The following is a 12,457-nucleotide window of genomic DNA, read 5'->3' on the forward strand; positions in this document are numbered from 1 at the left end:
TCATAGATCAATGCACAGGACGATCTTATGCCGTAAGTTTGTATCAAATTAAAACGTTTAACATAAAAACACATATACACATGAAAACAACTTGGAAATTAGACCCGACACATTCTGAAATCGAATTTAAAGTAAAACACATGATGATTTCAACGGTAACTGGAAGCTTCAGTGATTTTGATGCCACTGTTGAAGCAGCAGATGATACTTTTAAGGATGCACAATTTACGTTCAATGCAAAAATTGATTCCATCAGCACAAAAAACAATGATAGAGACACGCATTTAAAGTCGGATGATTTTTTCAATGCTGAGAAATACCCAAAATTGACCTTCAAATCCAAATCTTTTGACGGAGAGAAATTGGTAGGCGACCTGACTATTAGAGACACCACCAAGGAAGTTACTCTTGACGTTGATTTTAACGGCATAGCTGTAGATCCATACGGCCAGACTAAATCAGGTTTTGAAGCTACAGGAACAATTAACCGTAAAGATTTCAACTTAAACTGGAGTGCTGTTACAGAAGCAGGTAATATCGTTGTGAGTGACAAAGTTAAATTGATTGCCAACCTTCAATTTATCAAACGATAATAAACACATCACAGTGCTTATAAAAGGTCGGTAGTTTAATGCTTCATACATCGAAATTTCGGTCTGAAACTTACTACCGACCTTTTTGTATTTAATTTAGCAATGCATACTAAAACCTAAACAGCAGAATAAGTAGTGAACGACAGAGTGTTGGCGCTGACATGATTATAGCGCAAGCGTTTTACGGTTGGATCATCTATTGCAACAAAATTGGTCGAGGAAATAAAGAGTTTTTTGAAACCAACTATCCTGGAGGCAGAGCCATAGAGGTATTTCGCTGGTTTCATTTTGACCTGAAAAAGGTCAAAAACCAAAATTCTGTATTTAGATTCCCATTTTCACGGGAATGACTCCCAATAATTATCGGGATCAACGGAAACCCCGAGGCAGAGCCTCGAGGAATTCTTTACGATTAAAAACTTTACAGTTTTGTCATCGACGAAAATTCACTACCAGATCTGAAAAATTTGAACAAGAAAAAAAATTAAAAATAAAAATTATGAAAACAGTACTTCACAAAGCAGACACCAGAGGCAATGCAAACCACGGTTGGCTAAAATCTAGACACACGTTCAGTTTTGCTAATTATCACGATCCAGAGCGTATGAATTTTGGCGTGTTAAGAGTATTAAATGATGATATGGTTTCAGAAAGTCAAGGATTTGGAACCCATCCTCACAGAGATATGGAGATTATTTCCATTCCGTTGGGAGGCGATCTGAAACATAAAGATAATATGGGAAATGAGACCATTATTAGAGAGGGCGACATTCAAGTAATGAGCGCAGGAACAGGCGTGATGCATTCTGAATACAATAACAATCCGGATCAGCCGGTAAAATTTTTACAAATTTGGGTCATTCCAAACAAGCAGAACGTTACACCCCGTTACGATCAAATCACACTACAAACGGCTGATCGTAAAAACAAATTACAACAAGTATTATCACCAAATCAAGATGATGCTGGGGTTTGGATCTATCAAAACGCTTGGTTTAACATGACCAATCTCGAAAAAGGCAAAGAACTCCAATACACTTTGAACGACCCTCAAAACAATGGCGTGTATGCTTTTATATTAAAAGGCGATGTGACCATCAATGGAAAAGAACTTAACGAAAGGGATGGTCTCGGAATTTGGGATATACAAACGCTGAATCTCAAAGCGGACAGCGATACCGAAATCTTATTAATGGAAGTCCCAATGTCACAGTAAGTAAATCAAATAGGTGATCAGTGAACTAACTATTCTAAACGGAGTCTCACTGATTGGTTAATTACGCCGCTGTTGGTGTTTTTCACCAACAGCATTCCTTACTCATTTTACGCCGCTGTGGGTGAGGATATTGTAAGGTGAGGTGAAAATTGTTGGTGGAAAAACACCAACAATGGCCAAAATTTAGAAGCACTATCTGTATTCAATCACTGAGCTTTGGGTATTACGCCGCTGTTGGTGTTTTTCACCAACAGCATTCCTTACTCATTTATTTGACGTATAGCTATTTTTTAGTTAAAGTGCTCTATGTTTTGTTTTCAAGCAATTATTGGTTCAAAACATCTGCGCTCGCTATTTGTGAGGTATTGTAAGGTATTGTAAGGTATTGTAAGGTTAGGTAAAAATTGTTGATGGAAAACACCAACAATGGCTAAAGGGTTTCCTTTCCAAACATCTTTATTGCAGTGTCTTCAGTCAATGCAACTGTGGATCACTCAATGGGATGTGCTTTATTTCCTTCTATAACTGGAAAGGAAAAAAATGTCAAAAAATTCTGGGTCCGCCCACGCAGAACCCACGCTCAAGGTTTTATCGTTATAAGTAAGCAATGGCCCACCCGTGACATATCTTGTGATTTTTTCAACTCCCCGCACCTCATCGCGCAAAGCGTCTGCAAACGGAATTGGATTGGCATCACTATTTTCAATACCCTCTGGAATCTGCGAGGTCGTATAAACCTGATAGATTGAGCCCACATTCTCATGAAATTTATCGAACGAAAGTTCAAAAAACGCATACATGCTAAGAAGAAAGGCCACCCCAAAAGCTGTAGATAGCCCAATAATGTTGATTGCCTTAAAGATTCTGTCTTTCCAGAGATTGCGCAATGCAATTTTTATATAGTTTCGTATCATAATTATTAGTTATAAAGACCTCACAGGTTTCAAAAACCTGTGAGGTCTGATTGCCCTTATTCCGTCCGCAAGCTTTTTACTGGGTTTGCAATCGCGGCTTTTATCGCGCGATAACTCACCGCCATAAGCGCGATAAGAATAGTCGCAATTCCAGTGAAGACAAACATCCACCATTCTATTTCTATGCGATATGCAAAATTCTCCAACCATTTGTTCATCGCCCACCAGGCAATAGGAATGGAAATCAAAATTGCCAAACCGATCAATTTTAAATAATCCTTGGACAACAACATTATTATTCCCAAAACACTGCTTCCCAACACTTTTCGTATACCAATTTCTTTGGTGCGCTGATACGCGGTCAAAGTCACCAAACCAATTAACCCAAGACAACCGAGAATAATGATAATTATCGTTGCCAAATTGATCATTTGTGATTGGCGCATATCAGACTCATACAATTGTTTGATTTCCGTATCGTAAAATTCATAAGCAAAAGGTGCAGCTGGATAAAATGTTTTCCATTCTTTTTCTACTATTCCCAAGGTCTTTTTCCATTCGGAGGGAGCAGCGGGCAGTTTAACACTAAAGCCATTCAACATATCTTTTTTTGTTGTGATCATCAGCGAAAGTGGAGCTTTGGAATTACGAAGGTCCTTTTGATAAAAATCGTTGATTATTCCTTGAACAATAAGTGGTTTTTCGGAAGACCCCTTCACTGTTTTACCAACAGCTTCTTCATTGTCCATAAATCCCAATCCTGTCCGGGCAGCTTCGTTGATAAAAACACTTTCCACCGTATCCCGAGTTTGTGGTGCTCTTCCTGCCAAAATTTCTATTTCAAACAAATCCACATAATCTGCATCTACATATTTAAAGTTCATATTCAATGTTGTTTCCCCATTTTCCGTTATTCGAACCAAATTATTTCCCCAATGCATATTGTTCATCGGCGTATGCCCCAAAGAAACTTGCTGGATTTCAGGGTGTTTCCTTAAAGCTTGTTTAAATAAAAACGGATCTACATCTGCATTTTGGTAAGATTTATAAGGGAGTTTTATTGTAATTACTGCATCTTTATCAAATCCGAGTTCGGTATTGATCATATATTTAATTTGTGAGGCAATGATAAAAGCACCGATTACGAAAACCTGTGCAATGACAAACTGAAAAACGATCATGGTTTTCCTGATGTTAAGATTGCCAACAGACAATTTCCCTGCGCCTTGGCTTTTGAGGACTTCAGAAACGTTTACCTTATTAATCAAATAGGCGGGATATAGCCCGGTCAAAAAAGTCAAAACCAGCAACAGACCGACCACAAAAAGTGAAATGGGCAAAAGATCTGAATAATCTCCAATTTTCGGTGGCATAAAATCCCCGTAAAAATTCTCAAAACCTATTGAAAGCGGAGAAGCCAAAGTGAGCGCCAAAACACTAATAATCAAAGTTTCATATAAAAAACCTTGCTTCAATTGAGCACTTTTCGCCCCTAAAGTCCTTCTAACACCAATCTCCTTGGTTCTGTATGGGATTTGAGCCGTGCTTAGATTGATATAATTGATGCCCGCCAATAAAAGGATGAAAACCCCTATTCCAATCAATCCAAAAACAATTTTTTTATTGGCACTGTAAGCACCTGTACTAAACTCTTGGGAAAAATGCTTTTCTGAAAGCGGAAGCAGACTATATTTTGTCTGGCTCTCAGCATTTTTCCAAGAATCTGGAATCATCTCCTCATATTTTTCATCAAGCATTTCCAGCAATCGTTCCTTTTGGTTGGGCTGCAACTTTACAAACAAATTGTAATTGGAATTAAAGCTAAACCAATTGGCATCGGTTTTTTCTTCTTTGGTTATCGGGATAAATTCTTTCCCTTCAAAACTGCTCGGGAAATTCAAATCGGCTACAATTCCGGTTACGGTAAATAGAGTACTACCATATTTAATGGTTCTTCCGATAATTTCATCTGCCGATACTTTTCCGAAATATTCCTCTACTTTCGATTGGGTGAGCACGACTTGGTTGGGATATAAAAGTGCGGTATTTTTATCTCCAGCCACCCATTGGTAGGGCACTAACTCAAAATAATCTGAAACCGTACTTTGGATATTTTTCGGATCCTCCTTTCGATACGTTTCCCCATTAGGTTTTTCAATGGAGAGATATTCATAGTATTTGTTGTTTAAAGGAACAACCTGGTCTATTTCAGGAAAATTCTCGTCTACAAATTCTGCCACCGCTGACTGAACCCCTCCAAAACCGGATTTTTTATCTCCTTTAATATTCCAGATAACCACTTGATAAATCTCCTCTTTCCCAGTGTGATCTTTATCAAAACTAAATTCATAATTAACAATTTTGAAAATAATCAAACATACCGCAATGCCAATGGCCAAGCCAATAATCTTGAGAAAGGTAAAAAAACGATCCCTCCACAACTTCCTGAAAATAAATTTAAATTGAATCATGTCTTTTATTTTTTTATATCATTATCAACTGCTCCCGAAATACTTTTTTACTCCGTTCTCAAACTTTTTACCGGATTCTCACGGGCAGTCGAGAGTGTTTTGACACTCATGATTACCAAAGCCAATACCATAATTCCTAACCCACTAATGGCAAAAATCCACCAACTCAAATTGGTCTTATAAGCATAATCCTGCAACCAATTGTACAATCCATACCACGCTATAGGGGCGGCAATGGCAAAGGCCAAAAGTACAAGCACTAAAAAATCCTTACATAGCAATAGATTTAGCTGTGCCAATGAGGCTCCTAAAATCTTTCGGATCCCAATTTCCTTAACACGTCTTTCAGTAGTGTAAATGACCAATCCCAACAGTCCGAGACAACTGATCAACACAGAAAGAATAGTAGCCCAATTGAGCAACTTAGTCATGCTACGTTCTTGTTGGTAAAACTTCGCAACTGTTTTGTCAATAAACTCCATTTTAAAATTTGACTCCGGATACACACTTTTCCAAGCGTCTTCGGCCTTGGCAATAGCAGTTGGCCAGTTTTCTGAATTGACCTGAGTTAACTGAAGATGGATGGTATTGAATTTGGAATAGCGCTTTCTGCTCCAATCGCCCACAAATGCCATCGGTTGAATTTTTGATTTTAAGGAACGCTGATTAAAATCTTCCATCACCCCAACAATGGGCACGGCATCTTCACCTTGACCAATAACTTTTCCTATAGCCTCCTTCGGATTTTTAAAACCCAATAATTGTCGGTAGGTGTCATTGATAATATATTCACGAATGGTATCATTGCGCAGTTGTCGTCCGGCCAAAAGAGTGATGTCGTACAAATTCAAATACTCATTATCACCATATAGCAATTCCAGATCGGTACGAATTTCTTTTTTCCCATCCATGTAAACAACACTTGTTGCATGCACATTAAACGACGCTGGTGGCGAACCTCCTAGACTTACTTTTTCTATTTGTGAAATGGTACTTAATTTTTGCAGCAGGACGTGTCGTTTTTCAATAGACCCATCCATCCACGGGGTTTTAATGTAAGTGATCGCCTCAGTTTTAAAACCCATATCCTTTTTCATTAAAAAATGAATCTGCCTTCCTACGGCAACTGTTGAGATAATAAAAACTTGGGCAATGATGAATTGAAAAACGATCAATCCCTTTCTCAAGGAAATATGACTATTGGTTGAAAAAACACGATTTTTCAATACTGAAATCGGTTTAAAGGACGACAGCACCAACGCCGGGTAAAATCCTGAAAGCAGACTAATAATAATGACCAAGAGTATAGCAAACGTGATGATTATGGGATCTGCAAACAAACCAAAATGAAGTCCGTCTGGAGTGAAATCGGCAAAGACCTTTAGCAATCCGACCGCCAAAACAAGAGATAACAGTGCCGAGATAAGGGTCAGCAAAAACGTTTCCCACAAGAATTGAAAAACCAATTGCTTTTTGGAGCTGCCCAAAGTTTTGCGAATCCCAATTTCTTTGGCACGCTGAGTGGCTTGGGCGGTATTCAGGTTTATAAAATTAATACATCCCAAAAGCAATAAAAATGCGGCAATCCATAATAACCCCACCAATACTTTTTTGTTGGCCGTATATTCGGTAAAATCGAAGATGCCATAATTTTCGCCAAAATGAAGTTCATTTAAGGGCTGCAAATAAAAATTGCGGTATTCGCTGTACTTATCTGCTTCTTTACTTTCATTTGTCTTGGCCAGTGCGTCCAATTGGCTCTGGACTTTTGCAAGGTTTTTTTTAGTATTGAGCTTTACAAAAAGTTGCACATTAGAACTTGTACTCCCCCAATTGTCGTTATAAAATTGCTCTTTCTTATAAGATTGCTTTGCCGTCTCCAAGGAAATAAATTCCGCAAAGGTAAAATCAGTGCGTTCCTTAAAATTGGCAACGATACCAGTAACCGTTGTAAAAACGGAATCGTCATAAATTAGCGTCTCCCCCAAGATGTCTTGATACTTTTTATTGGGAAAGTATTTTTTGGCCCGGGTTTTAGTCAGCACCACCTGATTAGGAGATGCCATGGCAGATTCTGGATGTCCCGCAAGCCATTCATAGTCTAAAAACTTGAGAAAATCAGGATCGGCAAAAATTACTTTTTCTGGATTATTATACGCTTTTGAAAAACCAGCGTTCATGACCCGGCTGGGCTCTGAGGTAAAAAAAGCAGTTGACAACTGTAGTCCGGAAATATTTTCCTTTACTTCTGCAATTAATGGTACAGTCACACCATAATTATAGTTCTCACCTTCGGGCGAACTGTACACGGTTGTGATCCGATAGATCAAATCACTGTCTTTGTGAAAGCTATCAAAGGTAAAGTCGTAATAAACCATGAGGCCAATTACAAAGGATGCACTTAAACCAATGGCCAAACTGATTACATTTATGAGTGAAAACAGTTTGTTTTTGGAGATGTTCCGCCACGCTATTTTGAAATAGTTCTTAATCATTTCACTGTATTTTAAAATTATTCTGTCCTCAAACTTTTTACGGGGTTCGCAATGGCTGCCTTAATACTTTGGTAACTTACCGTGAGTATGGCAATGATGATCACCAAAAAGGCTGCGAACGCCAATATCTCCCAACTGATTTGAATACGATAGGAGAAATCCTGCAACCACAAATTCATAACATACCACCCTAAGGGTAATGCGATTGCTGTGGCAATGGCTACCAATTTTAGAAAATCTGTGGTCAGCCCAAAAGTGATCTGGCTCACGCTCGCTCCCAGCACTTTTCTAACCCCTATCTCCTTGGTTCTTTTTTGGGCATTGAATGATGCCAAACCAAATAGGCCTAAACACGCAATGAAAATCGATAGGGTGGTAAATATGATGAAAATACGACCTAAACGTTGTTCGGCATCATAGGTGGTATTGAAGGCATCGTCCATAAAGCGATAGTTAAAAGGTTGACCAGGAGCTCGCTTTTTCCAGAGGCTTTCAATACTTGAGATGACTCCTGAATAGTCATCTGATTTTAATTTAATGGCCATTGATCCCGATGATTTATTTAAGAAGAGCCCCACTGCGCCTATATGTTCATGCATGGATTCATAATGAAAATTTTTAACGACCCCTATAATTATGTAAAGCACAATATCATTAGGACCGTTAACCTCTGAAATTCTAGTTCCCAACGCTTTTTGGGCATCTAAATTAAGATGTATTAATGTGGACTCATTTATGATGACTGCTGAAGAATCTGCGACAGATTGATTGTTGAAATCACGACCCGCAATAAGCTCTAAACTTAAGGTGCGGATGTAATCAGGATCAACACCCCACTCCTGCATTTGGATCGCATTTTGTTGTTCGGTGTCACCTTCCTGAAAAAACGAACTGTCAGCACGGCTGGATGGTGTAGGCATAAAATTACTCAACGTTGCACTTTGCACAGCGCTCAATTGGAGGACTTCCTCCTTAAAGTAACTTAACTGATCTCCAGCAGCGTAGGTGTCATTGATAAGCAAAACTTGTTCTTTATTGAAACCCAGATCTTTATTCTGAATAAATTCCAGTTGATGAAATACGACCAAAGTCCCAACAATCAAAAACACAGATACAGCAAATTGAAACACCACCAAGGTGCTTCTAACAACTCCACCTCCAACGTTGTTTTGCCCACCTCCTTTAAGGGTATCGACTGGCTTGAACCGCGACATAAAAAATGCTGGATAGCTGCCTGAAAAAAGCCCTAACACTACTGTTACAGAGATGATTATTAACCAAAACAGAGGATTAGTCACCGGTAATACTATTGACTTATTGGAAAGGTCATTAAAAAACGGAAGTGCAATAAAGCTTATGATTAGAGCCAAGAGCATCGAAACGAATGAAATAAGTCCTGATTCTGTTAGGAACTGCGTAACCAATTCTTTTTTATTGGATCCTAGCGTTTTACGGATGCCTACTTCTTTTGCCCGTTTTAGAGAATGCGCTGTAGAAAGGTTCATAAAATTGACGCAGGCAAGAAAAATGAGAAACAAACCTATGAATGATAAAATATAAACATTTTGAATACTCCCATTGGAGCTCAATTCAGTATTGCGATCTGAATGGAGGTGTATATCCGTAAGGGGCAGGGTGTAGTAACGGACATAGTTACCAGAAGCTTCAAAAGATGCTTTAGTTATCCCTGGAAACACCTTTTGGGCCCATGGTACCATATACTTTTCAAACATACCAGACAACTGTACCTGAAAATTATCGAGATTGGTATCAGGCCTTAATTTGACAAACGTAAAATAGTTGAGACTGCCCCAAATATCCTCTCGAGAACCAATATTACCAGCCATTGCCATAAAGACACTATGATCTCTTAAAAAAGAATTTTTTGGCAAATCATCTATGATCCCTGTAACGATATACGTGTCTTCGTTGTTCAACAATAGGCTCTGACCAATGGCGTTCTTTTTTCCAAAATGTTTTTCTGCTACTGATTTTGTCAAAACCAATGTATTGACTTCCTTTAGTGCGGTTCTTTGGTCTCCATAAAGAAGGTCAATTCCAAAAACTTTGAAAAAAGTAGAATCAACAAAAGTGGCACCCCGCTCTTTTGTATTGGTAGACTCTTCGCTACTCCTCATCAAAATATGACCCCGATCCCTAAATCTGACCGTACTTTCAACTTCTGCAAAATCCTGTTCCATTGCAGCGGCCATTGGCGGAGCTGCTTCAGATGACTTACGCTCTGAGCCCCCAAATTTGATATCGGTATCAATTCTATAAATACGATCAGCATCTGCGAACATCTTATCATAGCTCAGTTCATCATAGATATACAAGGCGATTAATAAGCTGCCAGCCATACCTATTGCCAAACCAAACATATTGATCAAGCTAAAAAATGGCTGCTTTTTTAAACTTCTAAATGCTATTTTAATATGATTCCTAAACATGATTGTTCATTTTTTGATTGATGATGTAAAATCTACTAGCTTTAAATTAGAGAGCTAATTTGTAATTTCCGCTTTGTTGGGTTGAGGCATTTTATAATCCGCCAAAATATTTTCAGTAACCTTTTGTCCATCCAACATTCTAATAATCCGATGGCTGTATTTGGCATCGTGTTCACTGTGGGTTACCATGATGATGGTGGTTCCCGCCTCGTTCAATTCGGTCAACAAGCTCATCACTTCATTCCCGTTGCTACTGTCTAAGTTTCCTGTGGGTTCATCGGCGAGAATTAGTTTGGGGTTGTTCACCACAGCTCTGGCAACCGCCACACGCTGCTGCTGCCCACCTGAGAGTTGCTGCGGAAAGTGTTTTCTACGGTGCATGATTTGCATTTTTTCAAGAACTGCCTCTACCCGCTCCTTTCTTTCGGCAGATTTGACACCCGTGTAAATCAGGGGCAGTTCTACGTTTTCAAAAACGGTGAGTTCATCTATAAGATTAAAACTTTGGAAGACGAAGCCAATATTATGCTTGCGCAGCTCGGCACGCTTACGTTCATTGAAACCTGATACTTCGATGCCATTAAACACAAAACTGCCACCATCTGAATCATCCAGAAGCCCTAAAATATTGAGCAACGTCGATTTTCCACAGCCTGAAGGTCCCATTATCGCAACAAACTCACCGCTATTTACGCTAAATGACAATTTGTTAAGGGCGATCGTTCGGACTTCTTCTGTGGCGTAATACTTTTCTAAATCGGTTATTTTTATCATGGTTATATGGGTTATCTTTGTTATTGGTTTTTTGTTTGAGTTTAGCTGTTATCACTTTTATGCGCTTCAAATTAGACCTGCCAGCGATTGTTTTTTACCCCACAATGGCAACTAATCGTTAAGAGGGTTCTATCAATCCTTCAATATGAGTTCCTGAACATCGCCATAATTATCATAGCTGCTCGTGATTACTTTGTCACCTGGCTCGAGTCCGCTCAAAACTTCATAATATTCTGTATTCTGACTGCCCAGTGTGATATCTACTTTATAGGCGGTATCGCCATTGTCATTGATCTTAAAGATCCAGTTGCCCCCAGTTTGCTGAAAAAAACCGCCCTTCGGAATCAAAACTGCTTGTTTTTCATCGCTTGAAGCAAGTCGTATCTGCAAAGTCTGCCCACGACGGATGCCTTCAGGAACTGCTTCTTCAAATTGCATATCTACTTGAAACCGGCCATTGGTAACCTGAGTGTACACTTTTTTGATACTCAGACTGAAACTCTTTCCGTTAACACTGAATGTTCCTGTTTGTCCATTATAGATACGCGAAATATAATGTTCGTCAATATCGGCGCGTACCTTAAATCCGCTCAACACATCGATTTGCCCCAAACGTTCCCCTTTGTTTTTAGATTGGCCAATTTCAGCATCCAATGACGTCAATTGACCATCAACTGGTGCTTTCACCACCAAATCTGCGACTTTTCTGCGCATCAATTCCAATGCATTTTGGGTGCGGGCATAACTACTTTGTACTTGATTTTCTCCTGTTTTACAGCAATGGAATCTTGACTTAATATCTGTTTGGACAATTGCATGCGTTCTTTTTGATAATCGTATTCGTTTTTTGCCTTGATCAAATCCTGCCTGCCAATAGCTTTCTTTTCGTATAATTTGCTGTTAAGATCATAAACCCTTTTGGCTTCTATTAACCCACTCTCCACATCTGTATTTTGATTGAGTTTATTAATGGTGTTTTGGCGCGCAGCGTTTTGTGAAATTTGCATTTGGGTCAAAAGATTGTACACTTGGGTTTCTTGATTGATCAGGCTCAACTCTAAATCGGTATTAGACAATCTTAAAATAGGGTCTCCTTTTTTTAGGATGGCACCGTCTTCAACAAATTTCTCTTCTACGCGCCCACCTTCCAAAGCATCCAAATAAATAGTAGTAATGGGCAGCACTATTCCGTTGACGGGAATATTTTCCTGAAAAACGCCCTTTTCAACTGTATTGATACTGATGCGTTCCTTTTCCACATTAAGCTTTGAACCGCCCATTGAAGATAGCACCACAAAAACGATGAGTGCCACTAAAAGAATAATTCCCCCTATAATGAGTAGTTTTTGAGTTGAAAATCGTTTTTTTTCCAGTTGGATGTCCATATACTATCTTGGTTTTCATGTAATATATATTGAATATAATGCCAAAAACGCAACCAACTCATTAACAGCTGTTTATTGTTATAATGAAATAATCAACTGTTCGGTATTGATACACTTCCTGTTCGATCTTGATACATTAATTTTAATTCTAAATAATGA

Annotated in this window: 7 protein-coding genes and 1 pseudogene; 2 read left to right on the plus strand and 6 right to left on the minus strand. The window is 38.8% G+C overall.

Annotated features, from left to right (window positions below):
- The first annotated feature begins 80 nt into the window (after positions 1-80).
- Together JEM65_RS14485 and JEM65_RS14490 are read left to right on the plus strand one after the other, a co-directional pair.
- Positions 81-593 carry a YceI family protein gene (locus tag JEM65_RS14485; protein WP_199600943.1) on the plus strand — a complete coding sequence of 171 codons (513 nt, stop codon included), beginning with the start codon at positions 81-83 and terminating at the stop codon, positions 591-593.
- A 499-nt stretch (positions 594-1,092) separates the two neighbouring features.
- Complete coding sequence (locus JEM65_RS14490; protein WP_199600945.1) at positions 1,093-1,809, plus strand: pirin family protein; 717 nt, start codon at positions 1,093-1,095, stop codon at positions 1,807-1,809.
- 509 nt (positions 1,810-2,318) lie between these two features.
- On the opposite strand, the gene JEM65_RS14495 is transcribed toward JEM65_RS14490, so the two are convergent.
- From JEM65_RS14495 to JEM65_RS14520, 6 genes and pseudogenes are all read right to left on the minus strand, one after another.
- Complete coding sequence (locus tag JEM65_RS14495) at positions 2,319-2,723, minus strand: ABC transporter permease (RefSeq protein WP_199600947.1); 405 nt, start codon at positions 2,721-2,723, stop codon at positions 2,319-2,321.
- A 56-nt stretch (positions 2,724-2,779) separates the two neighbouring features.
- Positions 2,780-5,194, minus strand: coding sequence for an ABC transporter permease (locus tag JEM65_RS14500; RefSeq protein WP_199600949.1), 2,415 nt, complete (start codon positions 5,192-5,194; stop codon positions 2,780-2,782).
- A 47-nt stretch (positions 5,195-5,241) separates the two neighbouring features.
- Complete coding sequence (locus JEM65_RS14505) at positions 5,242-7,689, minus strand: ABC transporter permease (protein WP_199600951.1); 2,448 nt, start codon at positions 7,687-7,689, stop codon at positions 5,242-5,244.
- 17 nt (positions 7,690-7,706) lie between these two features.
- Entirely contained in the window at positions 7,707-10,139 is a 2,433-nt protein-coding gene (locus JEM65_RS14510; protein WP_199600953.1) for an ABC transporter permease, read from the minus strand.
- A gap of 54 nt (positions 10,140-10,193) precedes the next feature.
- The gene (locus JEM65_RS14515; RefSeq protein ID WP_199600955.1) at positions 10,194-10,913 is read right to left on the minus strand and encodes an ABC transporter ATP-binding protein; all 720 of its coding nucleotides are present in this window, start codon (positions 10,911-10,913) and stop codon (positions 10,194-10,196) included.
- A 132-nt stretch (positions 10,914-11,045) separates the two neighbouring features.
- Positions 11,046-12,298: pseudogene (locus tag JEM65_RS14520) on the minus strand (efflux RND transporter periplasmic adaptor subunit).
- Positions 12,299-12,457: the final 159 nt, after the last annotated feature.

The sequence above is a fragment of the Gelidibacter salicanalis genome (assembly GCF_016469035.1).
In the GTDB taxonomy this organism is placed as follows: Bacteria; Bacteroidota; Bacteroidia; order Flavobacteriales; family Flavobacteriaceae; genus Gelidibacter; species Gelidibacter salicanalis_A.

Coding starts and splice junctions, on each gene's coding strand:
- JEM65_RS14485 (WP_199600943.1), top strand. CDS start 81: ATGAAAACAACTTGGAAATTAGACCCGACACATTCTGAAATCGAATTT.
- JEM65_RS14505 (WP_199600951.1), bottom strand. CDS start 7,689: ATGATTAAGAACTATTTCAAAATAGCGTGGCGGAACATCTCCAAAAAC.
- JEM65_RS14500 (WP_199600949.1), bottom strand. CDS start 5,194: ATGATTCAATTTAAATTTATTTTCAGGAAGTTGTGGAGGGATCGTTTT.
- JEM65_RS14510 (WP_199600953.1), bottom strand. CDS start 10,139: ATGTTTAGGAATCATATTAAAATAGCATTTAGAAGTTTAAAAAAGCAG.
- JEM65_RS14495 (WP_199600947.1), bottom strand. CDS start 2,723: ATGATACGAAACTATATAAAAATTGCATTGCGCAATCTCTGGAAAGAC.
- JEM65_RS14490 (WP_199600945.1), top strand. CDS start 1,093: ATGAAAACAGTACTTCACAAAGCAGACACCAGAGGCAATGCAAACCAC.
- JEM65_RS14515 (WP_199600955.1), bottom strand. CDS start 10,913: ATGATAAAAATAACCGATTTAGAAAAGTATTACGCCACAGAAGAAGTC.